Annotated in this window: 16 protein-coding genes; 10 read left to right on the top strand and 6 right to left on the bottom strand. The window is 59.9% G+C overall.

Annotated features, from left to right (window positions below; translation table 11 throughout):
* Positions 1 to 30: 30 nt before the first annotated feature.
* Positions 31 to 465 carry a DcrB-related protein gene (locus J3D54_RS08770; protein WP_253417545.1) on the bottom strand — a complete coding sequence of 145 codons (435 nt, stop codon included), beginning with the start codon at positions 463 to 465 and terminating at the stop codon, positions 31 to 33.
* A gap of 250 nt (positions 466 to 715) precedes the next feature.
* Here J3D54_RS08770 and J3D54_RS08765 point away from each other — a divergent pair, with 250 nt between their 5' ends.
* The 5 genes from J3D54_RS08765 (at position 716) to J3D54_RS08745 (ending at position 8,779) form a co-directional block, all read left to right on the top strand.
* Positions 716 to 2,653 carry a type VI secretion system Vgr family protein gene (locus tag J3D54_RS08765; RefSeq protein WP_253417544.1) on the top strand — a complete coding sequence of 646 codons (1,938 nt, stop codon included), beginning with the start codon at positions 716 to 718 and terminating at the stop codon, positions 2,651 to 2,653.
* 18 nt (positions 2,654 to 2,671) lie between these two features.
* The gene (locus J3D54_RS08760; RefSeq protein WP_253417543.1) at positions 2,672 to 3,106 is read left to right on the top strand and encodes a DcrB-related protein; all 435 of its coding nucleotides are present in this window, start codon (positions 2,672 to 2,674) and stop codon (positions 3,104 to 3,106) included.
* Positions 3,107 to 3,118: 12 nt separating this feature from the next.
* Positions 3,119 to 7,537, top strand: a complete 4,419-nt coding sequence (locus J3D54_RS08755; protein WP_253417542.1) for an RHS repeat-associated core domain-containing protein — start codon at positions 3,119 to 3,121, stop codon at positions 7,535 to 7,537.
* Positions 7,538 to 7,549: 12 nt separating this feature from the next.
* Positions 7,550 to 8,161, top strand: coding sequence for a DUF1629 domain-containing protein (locus J3D54_RS08750; RefSeq protein WP_253417541.1), 612 nt, complete (start codon positions 7,550 to 7,552; stop codon positions 8,159 to 8,161).
* An 84-nt stretch (positions 8,162 to 8,245) separates the two neighbouring features.
* Positions 8,246 to 8,779: an SMI1/KNR4 family protein gene (locus tag J3D54_RS08745; protein WP_253417540.1), complete on the top strand. Its 534-nt coding sequence runs from the start codon at positions 8,246 to 8,248 to the stop codon at positions 8,777 to 8,779.
* A 203-nt stretch (positions 8,780 to 8,982) separates the two neighbouring features.
* Here J3D54_RS08745 and J3D54_RS08740 read toward each other — a convergent pair whose 3' ends face one another.
* The 3 genes from J3D54_RS08740 to J3D54_RS08730 form a co-directional block, all read right to left on the bottom strand.
* A complete protein-coding gene (locus tag J3D54_RS08740; protein WP_003213368.1) occupies positions 8,983 to 9,258 on the bottom strand; it encodes an HU family DNA-binding protein in 276 nt (91 codons plus the stop codon).
* A 192-nt stretch (positions 9,259 to 9,450) separates the two neighbouring features.
* Entirely contained in the window at positions 9,451 to 10,599 is a 1,149-nt protein-coding gene (locus J3D54_RS08735; RefSeq protein WP_253417539.1) for an NAD(P)/FAD-dependent oxidoreductase, read from the bottom strand.
* 18 nt (positions 10,600 to 10,617) lie between these two features.
* The gene (locus J3D54_RS08730; protein WP_237885215.1) at positions 10,618 to 10,785 is read right to left on the bottom strand and encodes a rubredoxin; all 168 of its coding nucleotides are present in this window, start codon (positions 10,783 to 10,785) and stop codon (positions 10,618 to 10,620) included.
* A 200-nt stretch (positions 10,786 to 10,985) separates the two neighbouring features.
* Here J3D54_RS08730 and J3D54_RS08725 point away from each other — a divergent pair, with 200 nt between their 5' ends.
* Together J3D54_RS08725 and ubiA are read left to right on the top strand one after the other, a co-directional pair.
* Complete coding sequence (locus J3D54_RS08725; RefSeq protein WP_253417538.1) at positions 10,986 to 11,549, top strand: chorismate lyase; 564 nt, start codon at positions 10,986 to 10,988, stop codon at positions 11,547 to 11,549.
* On the top strand, positions 11,549 to 12,439 hold the full coding sequence (gene ubiA / locus J3D54_RS08720) for a 4-hydroxybenzoate octaprenyltransferase (protein WP_253417537.1): 891 nt from the start codon (positions 11,549 to 11,551) through the stop codon (positions 12,437 to 12,439). Before J3D54_RS08725 ends, ubiA begins: the two co-directional genes overlap by 1 nt.
* 58 nt (positions 12,440 to 12,497) lie before the next feature.
* On the opposite strand, the gene J3D54_RS08715 is transcribed toward ubiA, so the two are convergent.
* A complete protein-coding gene (locus J3D54_RS08715) occupies positions 12,498 to 12,875 on the bottom strand; it encodes a hypothetical protein (protein ID WP_253417536.1) in 378 nt (125 codons plus the stop codon).
* A gap of 152 nt (positions 12,876 to 13,027) precedes the next feature.
* Between J3D54_RS08715 and phoB the strand changes: the two genes are divergently transcribed.
* From phoB to J3D54_RS08700, 3 genes are all read left to right on the top strand, one after another.
* Positions 13,028 to 13,717, top strand: coding sequence for a phosphate regulon transcriptional regulator PhoB (phoB, locus tag J3D54_RS08710; RefSeq protein ID WP_007896474.1), 690 nt, complete (start codon positions 13,028 to 13,030; stop codon positions 13,715 to 13,717).
* Positions 13,718 to 13,792: 75 nt separating this feature from the next.
* A complete protein-coding gene (phoR, locus tag J3D54_RS08705) occupies positions 13,793 to 15,079 on the top strand; it encodes a phosphate regulon sensor histidine kinase PhoR (protein WP_253426547.1) in 1,287 nt (428 codons plus the stop codon).
* A gap of 123 nt (positions 15,080 to 15,202) precedes the next feature.
* Complete coding sequence (locus J3D54_RS08700) at positions 15,203 to 16,543, top strand: hemolysin family protein (RefSeq protein ID WP_253417535.1); 1,341 nt, start codon at positions 15,203 to 15,205, stop codon at positions 16,541 to 16,543.
* Between the two features lie 176 nt (positions 16,544 to 16,719).
* Here J3D54_RS08700 and J3D54_RS08695 read toward each other — a convergent pair whose 3' ends face one another.
* A complete protein-coding gene (locus tag J3D54_RS08695; protein ID WP_253417534.1) occupies positions 16,720 to 17,616 on the bottom strand; it encodes a peptidoglycan DD-metalloendopeptidase family protein in 897 nt (298 codons plus the stop codon).
* Between the last annotated feature and the right edge of the window lie 87 nt (positions 17,617 to 17,703).

The following is a 17,703-nucleotide window of genomic DNA, read 5'->3' as shown; positions in this document are numbered from 1 at the left end:
GTATGACTGCTCAGTGGGACGTATGGATGCTCAGATGATTGGAGGCTGTGGCTTGAACGAATGCATCGCCAGCTTCCAGGCCTGCTCGTGATAGGCGAAGTCATTCGGTGTCGTGGTCAAGGTGGTGATCAGCACGGACGGCTTACGCTCGATGAACACCTGGCGCAGCATCAGTTCGCGCCCCTCGCGTTGCCAGGTGTAATCCAGCAATGTGGCGGTATGCCCTTGCAGCACCGTGTCCCAGTGCTGAACCAGCTTGAAACCCGGCAGTTGCTGCTCCGCACTTTTGAGTTGGCGGTCCACGTATTCTGCGAATGGCGCGTCGCCCTGGGTAGCATCGCGACTGATGACGAAACTGGCTTCTTTAGCAGGGCCGACTGCTGGCAGCTTAAAAATATTAATGCTCTGGTCCTGCCAGGTATCGGGGATTTCCAAATCGGCTTCTTGCATGCGGTAAGAGGTCACAGTAATCGCTTTCCATAGACGTGAGGTGACGCGGAGGGGAGCAGATATTCAGGTAATGCCTGGCAACAATCAAGAACCTGGTTCCTCTCCCCCAAGTAACGAACTACATTATGACTTCAGCGTCACCGCCCCTGGCGGTCGTGCGCCTCTGTACAAGCTGGCGAAGGCTGCAATCTCTTGATCTTTAAAATCAAAAGGCTGCAATCTTCGCCAGCGTCAAAAGGATTGCGGCAGCGAATAAGGACAACCCATGTTATTCAACCAAGCCTCACGCTTGGCAAAAATCACCAGCCCCCTGGGACCGGAGGTGCTGTTGCTCAAGGACATGGGCGGCGGCGAAGAGCTGGGGCGGCTGTTCAACTATGAGTTGCAGCTGCACTCGCTGGACAATGCGATCGATCTCAACCAGTTGCTCGGCAAACCCATGTCCCTGGGCCTGCAACTGGACGGCGGTGGCGAGCGCTATTTCCATGGCATCGTTGCCCGCTGCAGCCAGAACGTCGACCAGGGCCAGTTCGCCAGCTACCAGGTCACGCTGCGGCCTTGGCTTTGGCTGCTGACCCGCACCTCCGATTGCCGGATTTTCCAGAACCTGACCATCCCGCAGATCATCAAGCAGGTGTTTCGCGACCTCGGCTTTTCCGATTTCGAAGACGCCCTGAGCCGGCCCTATCGCGAGTGGGAATACTGCGTGCAGTATCGCGAAACCAGCTTCGATTTCGTCAGCCGCCTGATGGAGCAGGAAGGGATCTACTACTTCTTCCGCCATGAACAGGATCGTCATGTGCTGGTGCTGGCCGATGCTTACGGCGCTCACGCCAGCGCGCCCGGCTACGCCTCGGTGCCCTACTACCCCAAGAATGAGCAGCAGCGCGAACGCGATCACATCCACGATTGGCACCTGGCCCAGGAAGTCCAGCCGGGTTCGCTGGAACTCAACGACTATGATTTCCAGCGCCCCAGCGCGCGTATCGACGTGCGCTCGGCCATGCCCCGTCCGCACACCGCCGGCGACTATCCGCTGTACGACTACCCCGGCACCTATGTGCAAAGCGAAGACGGCGAACATTACGCCCGCACCCGCATCGAAGCCTTGCAGACCCTGCACGAACAGGTCGAGCTGGCCGGTAACGCCCGAGGCCTGGGGTCGGGTCATTTGTTCAGCCTCACCGGCTTCAGCCGCCAGGACCAGAACCGCGAATACCTGATCGTCGGCGCCCGCTATTACATTTCTCAGGAAAGCGGGGAAACCGGTGGTGGCGCGCCTTCGGCGCAGTTCGAAAGCAGCCTGACCTGCATCGACGCCCAACAAAGCTACCGCCCGCTGCCCAACACCCATCGCCCCATCGTCAAAGGCCCGCAGACCGCATTGGTGGTGGGCCCCAAAGGCGAGGAAATCTGGACCGATCAGTTTGGCCGGGTGAAGGTGCATTTCTATTGGGACCGGCATGATCAGTCCAACGAAAACAGTTCGTGCTGGATTCGTGTGTCGCAATCCTGGGCCGGTAAAAACTGGGGCTCGATGCAGATCCCGCGGATCGGTCAGGAAGTCATCGTCAGCTTCCTCGAAGGCGACCCGGATCGGCCGATCATCACCGGCCGCGTCTACAACGCCGAACAGACCGTGCCCTACGACCTGCCGGAAAACGCCACCCAGAGCGGCATAAAAAGCCGTTCGAGCAAGGGCGGCACACCGGCGAACTTCAACGAAATCCGCATGGAAGACAAGAAAGGCGCCGAGCAGCTGTACATCCATGCCGAGCGCAATCAGGACATCGTGGTCGAGGTGGATGAAAGCCACTCCGTGGGCCACGACCGCAACAAAAGCATTGGGCATAACGAGACGGTGACCATCGGCAACAACCGTCTGCGCATCGTCAAGCAGGAAGACATTCTGTCGGTGGGCCAGCGCAAGACCGACAGCATCAGCCAGAGCTACGTCATCGAAGTGGGCGAGAACCTGCGGCTAGTGTGCGGTGAAAGCATTCTGGAGCTCAATGCCAGCGGCCAGATCAACCTGACCGGCGTGCAAATCAGCTTCTATGCCAGCGGTGACGCCGAGATCAACACCGGCGGCGTGCTGCACCTGAACAACGGTGGCGGCCCTGGCGCCACGCCTGACGGCCAGGGCGTCAAGGCCAGCATCGACGCCAATATCAATGCCGCATTCCCCAAGCCCAAGGGCTAACCACGAGATTCAAGCGCCATGACTTACCGCATCAATGAGTTCCAGTTCCAGCTGCCGGCAGGCGAGCTGCAAGACGCGACGATCAACATCCTCAAGTTCCCTGAACTGGGCACTTCGCTGATTGTCAGCCGCAGCTTGCTGGCCGAGGGCGAAACCTTGCAAAGCAACTTCGACGACCAGCTCAAGCGCCTGGAAAAACAAGTGCAGGACTTGCGTTTTCAACCGGGCGTCGCCGTGCGCTTGGGCGCCAACCAGGAGGTCGAAGGTATCGAATTGCGCAGCCAGTTCAACAAGGGCAACGACAAAGTCTTCCAGTATCAGTTGGCGCTGGTATTGCCCGGCACCCGCAAAATGCTCGCCCTAAGCTATGTGAAGGCGGAAAAACTCGGCGATGCCGAAGCCGCGCATTGGGCGACCATCAAGAGTTCGCTGTTGTTCGACGTTCCGGCCTGATGAGCACCTTGCATGTCTGACGCACTCTGGGCCGCCCGGCTGGGCGATGCACTCGACCACACCTCGATGATGGCCGACATTCTTGGCGGCGTGCTGGAGGTGGCGGCCAATATTGCGATCACCGCGGTGGCGACGGCTGCCGTGGTCGCGGCCACGGGCATCACCGTCGTCACCGGCGGGCTCGGCTGCTTCCTGCTCGGCGCGGTGGTGGGCACGATCGTCGGCCTTGCCATGAGCAAGACCGGCGCCGACAAGGGTTTAAGCAACCTGTGCGAGAGTTTCAGCAACGCGCTGTTTCCGCCCACGGTGCAGGCGAACATTCTCACCGGTTCCACCAACACCCTCACCAACAACATCCCTGCTGCCCGCGCCGCCGGGGCGATCCCGTCCCATGTCGCGCCGGCCGGTACCGAACTGGAAGCGCCCGAGCCGGAGGCTGAGCCCAGCTATCTGGATATGGCCGAGAGCTTCTTCTCGCAGATGTGGCGCCCCACTGTCGCCACCCCGGCGCCCGGCGCGGTGCCCAAGCCGCTGGACCTGCTCGTCTGCATGAAGCATCCGCCGATGCCACCGCAGTTCATGGCCGAGGGCTCGGACAAGGTCACCATCAACGGCCAGCCCGCCGTGCGCAGCGGTGATCGCAGCACCTGCGATGCCAAGGTGGTGGGCTCCGGGCTGATCTCATCCAACGTGACCATTGGCGGCGGTTCGGTGGTGGTGCGAGAGATCCGCAGTGGCAAGACGCCGGGTGTGGGGTTGGCGGTCACCGCGCTGCTGATGCTCAAGGGCGGCAAAGGCAAGTTCTTCAGCAAACTGCCGTGCATGCTGATCGGCGGCGCGACGTCGATGGCCGTCAGCAGCGCGATGAGCGCCATGGCCAACGCCGCCCTGGGCTCGTCGAACCCGGTGCACGCGGCGACCGGGGCCAAGGTGCTGGGGGGCGATGAAGAGCTGGACTTCGTGTTGCCCGGCATCTTGCCGATCGATTGGCAGCGCTTCTACAACAGCCGTGACGAACGCCGCGACAGCTTGTTCGGCGCCGGTTGGAGCGTGTCCTATGAGGTATGCGTCGAAATCCTGCCTCACCCGGAGGGCGGTGAAACGCTGGTCTACACCGATGAGCAGGCCCGGCGCATCGACATGGGGTCTATTCCCTTGGGCGGCGCGGTGTTCAGCGCGGGTGAAGGACTGAGCGTTCGGCGCCACGTTAATGGTCAGTTGTTGATTGAAAGCGATGACGGCATGTACCGCTTGTTCAATCCAACGCCGGGCAATACGGCGCTGCTGCGCCTTGATCAATTGGGCGACCGCAATGACAACCGCATCCATCTCGACTATGACGAAACCGGACAACTGTCGCGCCTGCGGGATACTTTCGATCTGGTGCAGGTCGAGCTGATTCAAGAAGGCGGTCGCGTGGCTCGGGTTGAACGCCTGTACCCCGACCAACACCGCGAAGTACTCGTTAGTTATGGCTACGACACAATGGGCAATCTGGCCGAGGTGCGCGATGCCACCGGCCAAGTGCAACGGCGCTTCGCCTACGACGCCGGGCGGCGGATGGTCGAGCATCAGTTGCCCACGGGGCTGCGTTGCTTCTATGAATGGGCGTTGATCGAAGACCGTGAATGGCGCGTGGTCCGGCACTGGACCGATGAGGGCGACGCTTACCAGTTCGACTACGACCTCGTCGCCGGTGCAACGCGCATCACCGACGGCTCACAGCGCATCAGTACACGGCGCTGGAACACCCAGCACCAGATCACCCAGTACACCGACAACCTCGGCCAGACCTGGCAGTTCGAGTGGAGCGACGAACGCCAATTGCTCAGCGCCACCGACCCACAGGGCGGGCGCTACGAATACAGCTACGACGACGCCGGCAACCTGATCGGCGAAACCGACCCCCTGGGCCGCAGCGATTCGACCCTATGGCTGGAACACTGGGCCCTGCCGCTGGTGGAAACCGATGCCGCGGGCAACAGTTGGCAATATCGCTACGATCAGCGCGGCAACTGCATCGCCGAGACCGATCCGCTGGGCCATGTCACGCGATACCGCTACGACACCCAAGGCCAGGTCGTCGAGATCATCGACGCCACCGGCAAAAGCAAAAGGCTGCGCTGGAACCCGTTCGGCCAACTGGTCGAACACATCGATTGCTCGGGTTATCCGACACGATTCAGCTACGACAACCGGGGCTATCTGCAAACCATCACCGATGCCCTCGGCGAACGCACCCAGTTCAGCTACGACGCCCAGGGGCGGCTGCTCAGCAGCCAATTGCCGGACGGGCGCACCGAGCAATATCAGCGCGACGTCAGCGGCCAGCTGACCGGTTATACCGACCCGGCCGGGCACACCACGCTCTATCAACATAACCGTCGCGGCCAGGTGCGTCAGCGTACCGACGCCCATGGCCGGCAGGTGCAGTTCGGGTATGACCGCTATGGGCGGCTGCAAGCGCTGACCAATGAGAACGGCGAAAGTTATCGGTTTGCCTGGGATGCGGGGGATCGGCTGATTGAACAACAGGATCTGGATGGCAGTGCCAAGCGCTACACCTATGACCTGCTGGATAACGTCGCGGCGGTCACGGCTGTTCCGGCGCCTTACGGCAACGGCCTAGCCGTCGTCCCCGAGTCGCCCCCCGCTCCCATCGTTCACCGACTGGAACGCGACGCCGTCGGCCGGCTGATCGCCAAAATCACCGACGATGGCCGCACCGACTACTCCTACGACTCACTGGACCAGCTCACCGCCGTCACCTTCACCGACCACCAGGGTAACGCACAAACCCTGAGCTTCGCCTACGACGCCCTCGGCCAGTTGCTCGAAGAACAAAGCGCGGCCGGCAACCTGCACTACCACTACGACGAACTCGGCAACCTGATCCAGACCCAACTGCCCGACGGCCGCTGGCTCAATCGCCTGTACTACGGCAGCGGCCACCTGCACCAGATCAACCTCGACGGCCAGGTCATCAGCGACTTCGAACGCGACCGCCTGCACCGCGAAGTGCTGCGCACCCAAGGCCAGATCAGCACCCGCAGCGAATACGACCGCAGCGGACGTTTACGCTCACGCCAACGCCGCCACACCAGCCAGCCATCACTGATGCCGGCAGCGGTGCAAAAACACTTCGAGTACGACCCCGCCGACAACCTGATCGGCAAACTCGACCAGCAACCCGCCGCGCAACACCGCCAACTGCTGCACTACGACGCCACCGGCCGCATCATCGCCAGCCAGGACAGCCTGCACGGCCAGCGCGAAACCTTCGCCTACGACGCCGCCGCCAACCTGCTGGACGGCCCGCAACCCGGCGCCGGGCTGGTGGTGCACAACAAACTGCTGACCTATCAGGACAAACGCTACCGCTACGACGCGTTTGGCCGGATGATCGAAAAACGCAGCGCTAAACGGGGCCTGCAACGCTTCGGTTACGACGCCGAAAGCCGGTTGATTGAAGTGCGCAATGAAAACGGTGCGCGGGAAACGGTTGTGCGCATGACCTACGATCCGTTGGGGCGGCGAATCGGCAAGACCGAGCACGACAACAACGGCTATCCGCTGGGTGAAACGCGCTTTACCTGGGATGGCTTGCGCTTGTTACAGGAACACCGCAATAGCCAGACCAGCCTGTATCTGTATGCCGATAACGGTTATGAACCGCTGGCGCGGGTCGATGGCAGCGGCGGCTTGCAGAAGGTCCGTTACTACCACAACGACCTGAGCGACCTGCCCGAACAACTGACGGAAGCTGACGGCGCCACGGTGTGGCAGGCCTGGTATCGAGTCTGGGGCAACACCCTTCAGGAGATACGCGAACCGTATTACATCGAGGAACAGAACCTACGGTTCCAGGGTCAGTACTTGGATCGGGAGACCGGGCTGCACTACAACACGTTTCGGTTCTATGATCCGGATGTGGGGCGTTTTACGACGCCGGATCCGATTGGCTTGGCGGGTGGCCTGAACCTCTATGGTTATGGACCCAACCCCATTGGCTGGACAGACCCGTGGGGCTGGAGCCCCAGCTCCGTCCTCGATACATCTCTGGGAGGCGTCGTTGGTGACAACATGCAAGCCCAACATGTCATTCCAGTAGCGGTATGGAAGCGGCATGACAAATTCATGAACTCCATTGGTCTGGGCGGCACACGGGACACCGCCCCCAACGGCCTGCTGATGCCAGATAGCCAAGCAAAGGCCGCGGCCATTGGCAGACCGGTTTACCACAATGGTTCACACAAGGACTATTCGGACCTGGTGGACAGAAAACTGGGCAGGATCAAAGCACGCTATAACGCAAAACTTATTACCAAGGCACAGGCACAACAACAGGTTTCATCACTCCAAAGCAGCCTTCGCAAGAAGACTGTTTCAGGAAGAATACGAACCAAATCCAGTACCGGTCGACTTTGCTGACAAGAGGCTTTCATGTTCTATACCCTTGCATTCAAGAAAGACAAAAACTGCCCCACCTTCATTGATGGCGTCATTCATGAGTCGTTCAGCCCTGGCGCCTATGACGATGCGATGGATGCCGACTGGCACGACGCGGGCCCCGACGAAGCTCTCGCTCCCCTCCCGAAAAAGCTGGTGCTGATTACCAAGGACAAGCGCTATGACTTTGACTTTTGCACAGCCTTTGAGGGGCATATTGTCAGTGAGCGCTTCCTGAAAGTCTTCCAGACCCTCAAGACTTCCCGATGGGAGATCGCAGAACTGGAGATCGTCAACCCGAAGGGTGTTTCGGTCGCACAGCACCAATATTTTTTCATGCGCCAGCAACGAATAGACAAGGAGCCTGTGGATGTGATCGATCAGACACAGTCGAAGATTAATTTTCGAGCGAACGGCGAAATCAAAAATATCATCAGCCTGACAATCAAAGAAAATGTCAGCACAGATTTTTTTAGTATCGATGAGATTACTTTACTTGGATTCGTATTTCTTTCGCCCCACGCCGCCACTGCACTTAAAGAACTAAATCTGGTAGGTGCAGAAGTGGTCGATACGGAGAAGGTCGGCTCAATAGATAGAGCCTAGGTTTCACTCAGTATGCAGGTGATACCCTTTTCAAGATCCAGCTAACTGATACCAAACCAATCAATTTACTCAAGGGTGACTGAATTGATTCCTTATGAAAAAGTGGATCAGAACGGTGAGGATCTATTAACGCTGAGATTAATGATGCTCGAAAACACATTTTCGAATAATGAGGCGGCCATTACGCCAGCGGATCTGGATCACCTGGAATCCGACATCGGTAAGAAGCTACCGACGCCCTTTAAAAACCATTATCTCAAGTACAACGGCGGCGTACCGGAGCAGACCTATTGGGTCAGCGAAGATTTTGACCAGGCACTGGAAGTGGCCGCGTTCAAGCCGATTACCGGTGGAGGCCCCACACTACTGTCCACCTACCAGTTGATGCTAAAAAAACAGATACTTCCCGCACACCTCCTGCCTTTCGCGAACGACTGGGGTGGCAACTTCTTTTGCTTGAATCTTGATACAGAGGCCGTTAGTTATTTCACAACTGACAGCTTTGATAGCAACCTAAGCCCTGAAGAGAATCAGGCCCAATCCGAAAAACTGGTCTGCTCGAATTTCCTCCGGTTTGTTCAAGGCCTGATCGATGAGGAAGATTTGGACGAGGAATGAGGCGCTCAGCCGCCTGGCCGACGGGGGGCATTTGTTGGTAGAGCGCGCGCTGGATCACCTGAATGAGCCGGAAATAGCAGCGATTCTCGCCAGGAAACAAAGCCGAGCCGGCTGATCCGCCAGACAGAAAAAATGGGCACCCAACCACGTTGACGTGCCCATTTTTTATCCCGCTCGCCGGCTGTGCGGGAAGTCGGTGCGTGTTACGGATTAACGCTGTCCTTCAACGACTTGCCTGGCTTGAACGCAACAGTGTTGCTGGCCTTGATTTTGACTGGCTCACCGGTCTGCGGGTTTTTGCCGGTGCGGGCACCGCGATGGCGTTGCAGGAAGGTGCCGAAGCCCACCAGCGTGACGCTATCTTTGCGATGCAGAGCGCCGGTGATTTCTTCGAGAACGGCGTTGAGAACGCGGTTGGCCTGTTCTTTGGTGAGGTCTGCTTTTTCCGCGATGGCAGCGGCGAGTTCTGGTTTACGCATTAGTGAAGCCCCTTTGACGGTTTTTTGTTGTTATGTCCGTGCCGTTCTCGTTGGAACAGCGCCCAAGGCGCCGCAGGTGCTCTACTCTGCGGCAGACGGGAATGAGGATGGCACGCGCGCAAGAGCGGCGCCAGTCTCCCCGCGACCTTTGTAGGGGCAAAAACGGGGTGATTCCGACAGAACGACCGGCATTTACGCCAACAGGGCTGGAAGTTCTTTGTTCAAGGCGAGTTTTTCCATCACCGCCGCGCCGGTCAGGGCGTAACCCAGCAATTTGCCGGCGCTGTCGCGGCATAGCACTTTGATGTCCGCGTCCTGCCCTTCGACCGTCCAGACGCCCTCCGCGCCCCGTGGCGGCGGCGAAACCACCAAGGGGCAGATCGGGGTTTTCACGGTGATTGGCATCGGGCCGTAACTCACCGCCGTAGGGTTTCCAGCGAGGGTTTGGGCCAGCGCTCTCGCACAGCTCATGAGGGGCATGACGTACAACAGATTCAGCCCGTCGACCTCGGCGCAGTCGCCCAGGGCGTAGATGTTGGCGTGAGAGGTTTTCAGGTGGCGGTCGACTACCACTCCGCGATTGACCTGCACCCCGGCAGCGGCCGCCAGATCGATACGCGGACGCAGGCCGATGGCCGATACCACTACGTCGCAAGGGATGACCTGAGCGTCGGACAGATGCGCTTCCAGGCCGTCCGCCACGCGCTGCAAGCGATTGAGCACCGGCCCGAGATGGAAGCGCGCACCCAGGCTTTCCAGGCCGGCCTGGACCGCAGCGGCCGCCGCCGGGTGGAGCAAGGTCGGCATGACCTGCTCGCACGGTGCAACCAGTTGCACCTCGTACCCGCCGAGGATGAGGTCGTTGGCGAATTCGCAGCCGATCAAACCGGCGCCCAGTAGTAACACCCTACGCTTGCCGGCCGCCGCCGCGCGAAAGCGTGCGTAGTCTTCAAGGTCGTTGATCGGGTAAACGGCGTCGGCCGCGTCGCCTTCGATCGGCACGCGCACGGTTTCCGCGCCCCAGGCCAGAATCAGGTCGCGGTAGATCACCGACTCTTCACCGATCCACAGGCGCTTGTGGCCCGGATCGATGCCGCTGATGCGTGTGTGGGTGCGCACTTCGGCCTTCAATTGCTCGGCCATGGCGCCCGGTTCGGCCATGCTCAGGCCATCGGCGTCTTTATTCTTGCCGAAACCGGTGGAAAGCATCGGCTTGGAGTAGGAGCGACCATCATCTGCAGTAATCAGCAGCAGCGGGGTTTCGCCATCGAGTTTGCGAAACTCCCGGGCCAGGTTGTAGCCAGCCAGCCCAGTGCCGACGATCACGACAGGTGCGTTCATTCCTTACTCCTTGGATGCTTAGTTGATTTCAATCATTTCAAAATCCATTTTGCCCACGCCGCAGTCCGGGCACAGCCAGTCTTCTGGCACGTCCTGCCACAGCGTACCCGGCGCAATGCCTTCATCGGGCCAGCCGTCGGCTTCGTTATAGATCAGGCCGCAGACCACACATTGCCACTTTTTCATTCAGGTACTTCCTCGCAATTCAGGCTTTTGCCGGCGCGAACGGTTGATGGGTGAAGCGCTGCCGTCCGGCTCAGGGCGTTTTGTACTGATCGGGCCCGGCAGATGCAAGCCTGTTCGGCGCAACGGCAGGCCGGGTCAATCAAAATCGCCGCCTGACATGGTAAGCTCGCCGCCTCATTTGCTGCCAATAATGACTCACTGTGCCGCACTCAAAAGCCCCCTCCCCAACGCCGCTCTGGCTCCCTCGAAGCCAACTGACGCCCCTCCCCGACACGTCTACGCTCGATTGGCTGTTCGATGAAGGGTCGCTGACCCGACGCCTGACCCGTTTGTCGAATGACGGTTTCAGTGTCACGCCGCTGTTCGAAGGCTGGCAATCGCTGCGCACCGACGAATGTGCCGCGCTGGAGCTGGCCGAAGGCAGCGAAGGCTGGGTGCGCGAGGTGTATCTGCGCGGCCACGGCGAAGCCTGGGTGTTTGCCCGCAGCGTGGCGGCACGCAGCGCGCTGCAGGGCGATGGCTTGCACATGGATGAGCTGGGCAGCCGCTCTCTGGGCGAATTGCTGTTTTGCGATCGGGCATTTCAACGCCGGACCATCGAGGTTTGTCACTATCCTCAAGCATGGCTGCCGATGGAGGCTCAGGTGCCTGAACTGTGGGGCCGGCGCTCGCGTTTCGACCGTGGCGCCTTGAGCGTGCTGGTGGCCGAGATCTTCCTGCCGACCCTGTGGAGCGCCGCCCGCGTGCATCCGGAGAACTGCTGATGTACCAGAACCTGCTCAAGTCCCTGAACCGCGTGAATCCTCGCGCCTGGGATTTCATTCAGCTGACCCGCATGGACAAGCCGATCGGCATTTACCTGCTGCTGTGGCCGACGCTGTGGGCACTGTGGATTGCCGGTGAAGGTTCGCCATCACTGGCCAATATCGTGATTTTCGTGCTCGGCGTGGTACTGACCCGTGCCGGCGGTTGTGTGATCAACGATTGGGCGGACCGCAAGGTCGATGGCCATGTGAAACGCACCGAGCAACGGCCGCTGGTGAGCGGCAAGATCAGCTCGAAAGAAGCCCTGGTGTTCTTCGCGGTGCTGATGGGCGTGAGTTTCCTGCTGGTGCTGTGCACCAACGCGGCGACTGTCTGGCTGTCGCTGGGCGGTTTGGCCCTGGCCTTCAGTTACCCGTTCATGAAGCGCTACACCTATTACCCACAAGTGGTGCTGGGCGCGGCGTTCTCCTGGGGCATGCCGATGGCGTTTACCGCCGAAACCGGTGAGCTGCCGGCGGTGGCCTGGTTGCTGTGGATCGCCAACTTGCTGTGGACCGTGGCCTACGACACCTATTACGCCATGACGGACCGCGACGATGACCTGAAAATCGGGGTGAAATCCACGGCGATTCTGTTTGGCGACGGCGACAGGGTGATCATTGTGACCCTGCAGGGCCTGGCGCTGGGTTGCCTGCTGCTGGCGGGCTCGAAATTCCATCTCGGCGGCTGGTTTCACCTTGGGTTGCTGGTGGCTGCGGGCTGTTTTGCGTGGGAGTTCTGGTACACCCGCAGCAAGGACCGGATGCGCTGCTTCCAGGCGTTTTTGCACAACCACTGGGCGGGGTTGGCGATTTTCGTGGGGATCGTGCTGGATTACGCGTTGCGCTGAAGGCAATAAGGGGATATCCGCTCCCCGTGACCAAGTCCGAGGAGCGGATTACCACGGTTCAGTGCTTCGGCATGTGCCACATATCTTTGTAACCTTCGCCCTTCATATCGCCAGGCTTCATATCCATTTTGTAGGTGTACATCGGCTTGCCGTCATAAGCCCACTGCATCGTGCCGTCATCACGCTTGATGGTCGTCCATTCACCTTCGGCCTTGGCACCCGCTGGAGCCATCATCGGCGGCCACATCTTGGCGCAATCGGCATTACACATCGACTTACCGCCAGTGTCCTTATCGAACGTGTAAACGGTCATACCCTTATGGTCGACCATCACGCCGTCTTTCATCATGGCCGGTTCGGCGGCAAAAGCCATGGACGGCAACGTTAGCGCAGCCGTGACCAGCAGAGCCTTCCAGGATTGAGCAATGTGATTCATGGAAACCTTCCTTTTGTGGTTGTCAGGATTCGGACTTAGAGCTTAGTTCAGGATCGCGACATTCGCAGGGCGGCTAAAATACTGTCACACGACTGCAATAATTCCGTTATCTAATGCGGCGCAAGACAGTTAAATGACAAGAGGATTAAGGCATGGTTGGCAGGAGCATTCTGATCGTCGACGACGAAGCGCCCATTCGCGAAATGATCGCCGTTGCGTTGGAAATGGCCGGTTATGACTGCCTGGAGGCGGAGAACTCCCAGCAGGCCCATGCCATTATCGTCGACCGCAAACCGGACCTGATTCTGCTCGACTGGATGCTGCCCGGCACCTCCGGCATCGAGTTGGCCCGCCGCCTCAAGCGCGACGAGCTGACCGGAGATATCCCGATCATCATGCTCACCGCCAAGGGTGAAGAGGACAACAAGATCCAGGGCCTGGAAGTCGGTGCCGACGACTACATCACCAAACCATTTTCCCCCCGTGAGCTGGTTGCACGCCTCAAAGCCGTGCTGCGTCGCGCAGGCCCGACCGATGGCGAAGCGCCGATCGAAGTCGGCGGCCTGCTGCTGGATCCGATCAGCCACCGCGTGACCATCGACGGCAAACCTGCCGAGATGGGCCCGACCGAGTACCGTTTGCTGCAATTCTTCATGACCCACCAGGAACGCGCCTACACCCGCGGCCAGTTGCTGGATCAGGTCTGGGGCGGCAATGTCTACGTCGAAGAGCGCACTGTCGACGTGCACATCCGTCGCCTGCGCAAAGCCCTCGGCGATGCCTACGAAAATCTGGTACAAACCGTGCGCGGCACCGGCTACCGGTTTTCCACCAAGGCCTGAGCAGACCGCCAGACTCGCTGACAAGGACGCATATTTTCCGTGAACCAAAACTGGCATGGCACCCTGATTCGCCACATGCTGTTGCTGGTCACCACCTGCCTGGTGATCGGCCTGATTTCCGGCTACTACGGCTGGAGCCTCGCCGTGGGCCTGGGTGTTTACCTGGCCTGGACCCTCAAACAGCTGCTGCGCCTGCACGAATGGCTGCGCCTGCACCAACCCGATGAAGCACCGCCCGACGGCTACGGCCTGTGGGGCGAAGTGTTCGACAGCATCTATCACCTGCAACGCCGCGACCAACGGGTCCGCGGGCGCCTGCAAGCGGTGATCGACCGGGTCCAGGAGTCCACTGCCGCGCTGAAAGACGCAGTGATCATGCTCGACAGCGACGGCAACCTTGAATGGTGGAACCGTGCGGCTGAAACCCTGCTGGGTCTCAAGACTCCTCAAGACAGCGGCCAGCCGGTGACCAACCTGGTGCGCCATCCGCGCTTCAAGGAATACTTCGAGCAGGACAACTACGCCGAGCCATTGGAAATCCCCTCGCCAATCAACGATCGCCTGCGCATTCAGCTGTACATCACCCGCTACGGCAACAACGAACACTTGATGCTGGTGCGCGACGTAACGCGTATCCATCAGCTGGAGCAGATGCGCAAAGACTTCATCGCCAACGTGTCCCATGAGCTGCGCACGCCCCTGACGGTGATTTGCGGCTACCTGGAAACCCTGCTCGATAACGTCGAGGACGTGAATCCACGCTGGACCCGTGCCCTGCAGCAAATGCAGCAACAGGGCGGGCGCATGCAGACTTTGCTTAACGATTTGCTGTTGCTGGCCAAACTGGAAGCCACCGATTACCCGTCGGACAACCAGCCGGTGTCCATCGACAGCCTGCTGCAATCGATCAAGAGCGATGCTCAGCAACTTTCCGGTCAGAAAAACCAGCGCATCACCCTGGAAGCCGACCCGACGATTCTGCTCAAGGGCAGTGAAGCCGAACTGCGCAGTGCGTTTTCCAATCTGGTGTTCAACGCGGTGAAATACACCCCAGCCGAGGGCAATATCCGCATTCGCTGGTGGGGCGACGAGCAAGGTGCACACCTGAGCGTGCAGGATTCAGGGATCGGCATCGACAGCAAGCACCTGCCGCGCCTGACTGAGCGCTTCTACCGCGTCGATTCCAGCCGCAACTCCAACACCGGCGGCACCGGGCTGGGGCTGGCCATCGTCAAGCACGTATTGCTACGCCACCGGGCACGCATGGAAATCAGCAGTGTGCCGGGGCATGGCAGCACGTTTACCTGCCATTTTGCGCCGGCCCAGGTCACCAAATCCCGCGTGATCAGCGCCACCGACTGATACCGACTAGCACTCGCCACTAGGCAACTGCCCAGTCAGCGGCTACATTGGCTGACTTGTGCCTGCCCTTCAGGCGCACTTTTTTCTTTCCTTTTGAACACACGGAACCCGCAAAACTCCATCATGGACCCTTCCCCTGGCTTGACCCTCGCGACACTCTTCGCCGATTTCGGCATGATTCTTTTTGCTCTGATCCTGGTTTTGCTCAACGGCTTTTTCGTTGCGGCAGAATTTGCCATGGTCAAATTGCGCTCGACCCGGGTCGAAGCCATCGCTGAACAAAACGGCTGGCGCGGGCATATCCTGCGCACCGTGCACAGTCAGCTCGATGCTTACCTGTCAGCGTGCCAGTTGGGTATCACCCTCGCCTCTCTGGGCCTGGGCTGGGTCGGCGAACCGGCGTTCGCGCACCTGCTGGAGCCTGTGCTGAGTGCCGTGGGCGTAGATTCCGCTGAAGTGGTCAAGGCGGTTTCGTTCTTCACGGCGTTCTTCATCATTTCGTACCTGCACATCGTGGTCGGTGAACTGGCACCGAAATCCTGGGCCATCCGCAAACCCGAGTTGCTGTCGCTGTGGACCGCGGTGCCGCTGTACTTGTTCTACTGGGCCATGTACCCGGCCATCTACTTGCTCAACGCCAGCGCCAACCAGATCCTGCGCATCGCAGGCCAAGGTGAGCCCGGCCCACACCACGAGCACCATTACAGCCGTGAAGAACTGAAACTGATCCTGCACTCCAGCCGTGGCCAGGACCCGAGCGACCAAGGCATGCGTGTACTGGCCTCGGCGGTGGAAATGGGCGAGCTGGAAGTGGTCGACTGGGCCAACTCCCGGGAAGACCTGATCACCCTTGAGTACAACGCACCGCTCAAGGAAATCCTGGCGTTGTTCCGTCGCCACAAATTCAGCCGCTACCCGGTGTACGACAGCGAGCGCCAGGAGTTCGTCGGCCTGCTGCACATCAAGGATCTGCTGCTGGAACTGGCTGCCCTGGATCACATTCCCGAGTCGTTCAACCTCGCCGAACTGACCCGGCCGCTGGAGCGCGTGTCGCGGCACATGCCGCTGTCGCAACTGCTGGAGCAGTTTCGCAAGGGCGGCTCGCATTTCGCCGTGGTCGAGGAAGCCGATGGCAACATCATCGGCTACCTGACCATGGAAGACGTGCTGGAAGTGCTGGTGGGCGACATTCAGGACGAACACCGCAAGGCTGAGCGCGGGATCCTCGCCTATCAGCCGGGTAAACTGCTGGTGCGGGGCGATACACCGCTGTTCAAGGTGGAACGCCTGCTGGGTATCGACCTGGACCACATCGAAGCCGAAACCCTTGCCGGGCTGGTCTACGAAACCCTGAAACGGGTGCCGGAAGAGGAAGAAGTGCTAGAGGTAGAAGGTTTGCGGATCATCATCAAGAAGATGAAAGGACCGAAGATCATATTGGCGAAGGTGTTGCTGCTCGATTAAGCGTGCTTGCGGTGGTGAGCGGGCTCTTGTGGCGAGGGAGCTTGCTCCCGCTGGGCTGCGGAGCGGCCCCAAAACCGGCTGCCGCGTTTACTCAGGCAGACCGCGTTGGCTGAATGGCGACTGCTGCGCAGCCGAGCGGGAGCAAGCTCCCTCGCCACAGTAGATCGCCATCGCCTTCACTTCTTGCCTAACGCAAAGTTGGGTAACGCCCCCACCGGTTGATTGAACTGGTACGGAATCGACACCAGCCCCAATCCGGTATTGCGCTGCACCACGAAGTGCAGGTGCGGGCCGCTGCTATTGCCGGTATTGCCCGACAGCGCCAGCGCACTGCCCACCACTACCCGCTGACCTTCCCGTACGCAGACTGAACCTTTCTTGAGGTGCAGGTACACGCCCATGGTCCCGTCATCGTGCAACACCCGCACGAAATTGCCCGACGGATCGTTGCCGCGCCCGGTCTGGCCATTCTCGGTTTTCACCACCACCCCGCCGCGCGCCGCGATGATCGGCGTGCCTTCGGGCATGGCGATGTCCATCGCGTAACGGTTCTTCGGTCCGTAGTGGCTGTATTGGCCATTGGGGCCCTGGGTCAGCCGAAACGGACCGCCACGCCAGGGCAACGGATATCGATAGGCCATGGCAGCCCCTGAGGGGTCGCCCAGGGAATATGCGAACCTTGGGTTATACACGATCGGCCTTCCGGCCTTCGTCGGCGTGAGCAGGGCCAGACGAAGGTTACTGCGCGCCGGCATCACCCGCCGGATCGGTCGGCTCGGCGCTCCGCTGACGTTCTGCAGCCCGTCGAAACTCAGCTCGATCTCGACCGGCGCATACAGGTCGTTGCGCACGAACACGCTGTCCATGCCATTCAGCCTCTTGATGTCGAGGTACACCTGCCGCTCAAGGTGTTCGACCATTCGGTCGCGAAAAACGAACACCTTCGCGCCTTTGGTGGGGCGGTCGCTGTAAGAGACCACACCACTGGCATCAGTGGACCTGTAGATCGTCATGGCCACAGCCGAGGTGGAGGCCATGAAAAGACCACAGAAAAACAGCAGGCGCGCGAGCATGGGCAAAATTCTGTTGAGTAGGCCTGGAAAGGAGCCTAGCAGCAGAAATGGACCCGCGTAGTCGACAGATGTTTCAAATGATCATTC

It is taken from the genome of Pseudomonas sp. GGS8, from assembly GCF_024168645.1.
Lineage (GTDB): Bacteria > Pseudomonadota > Gammaproteobacteria > Pseudomonadales > Pseudomonadaceae > Aquipseudomonas.
Note: the sequence above shows the minus strand (reverse complement) of the source record. Positions and strands in the feature narration are given on the sequence as shown.

Bases quoted from the DNA above. Each gene is read 5' to 3' on its own strand.
- J3D54_RS08730 (WP_237885215.1), bottom strand. From the start codon at position 10,785: ATGAAAAAGTGGCAATGTGTGGTCTGCGGCCTGATCTATAACGAAGCC.
- J3D54_RS08715 (WP_253417536.1), bottom strand. From the start codon at position 12,875: ATGAATCACATTGCTCAATCCTGGAAGGCTCTGCTGGTCACGGCTGCG.
- J3D54_RS08755 (WP_253417542.1), top strand. From the start codon at position 3,119: ATGTCTGACGCACTCTGGGCCGCCCGGCTGGGCGATGCACTCGACCAC.
- phoB (WP_007896474.1), top strand. From the start codon at position 13,028: ATGGTTGGCAGGAGCATTCTGATCGTCGACGACGAAGCGCCCATTCGC.
- J3D54_RS08740 (WP_003213368.1), bottom strand. From the start codon at position 9,258: ATGCGTAAACCAGAACTCGCCGCTGCCATCGCGGAAAAAGCAGACCTC.
- ubiA (WP_253417537.1), top strand. From the start codon at position 11,549: ATGTACCAGAACCTGCTCAAGTCCCTGAACCGCGTGAATCCTCGCGCC.
- J3D54_RS08700 (WP_253417535.1), top strand. From the start codon at position 15,203: ATGGACCCTTCCCCTGGCTTGACCCTCGCGACACTCTTCGCCGATTTC.
- phoR (WP_253426547.1), top strand. From the start codon at position 13,793: ATGCTGTTGCTGGTCACCACCTGCCTGGTGATCGGCCTGATTTCCGGC.
- J3D54_RS08760 (WP_253417543.1), top strand. From the start codon at position 2,672: ATGACTTACCGCATCAATGAGTTCCAGTTCCAGCTGCCGGCAGGCGAG.
- J3D54_RS08765 (WP_253417544.1), top strand. From the start codon at position 716: ATGTTATTCAACCAAGCCTCACGCTTGGCAAAAATCACCAGCCCCCTG.
- J3D54_RS08735 (WP_253417539.1), bottom strand. From the start codon at position 10,599: ATGAACGCACCTGTCGTGATCGTCGGCACTGGGCTGGCTGGCTACAAC.
- J3D54_RS08750 (WP_253417541.1), top strand. From the start codon at position 7,550: ATGTTCTATACCCTTGCATTCAAGAAAGACAAAAACTGCCCCACCTTC.
- J3D54_RS08695 (WP_253417534.1), bottom strand. From the start codon at position 17,616: ATGCTCGCGCGCCTGCTGTTTTTCTGTGGTCTTTTCATGGCCTCCACC.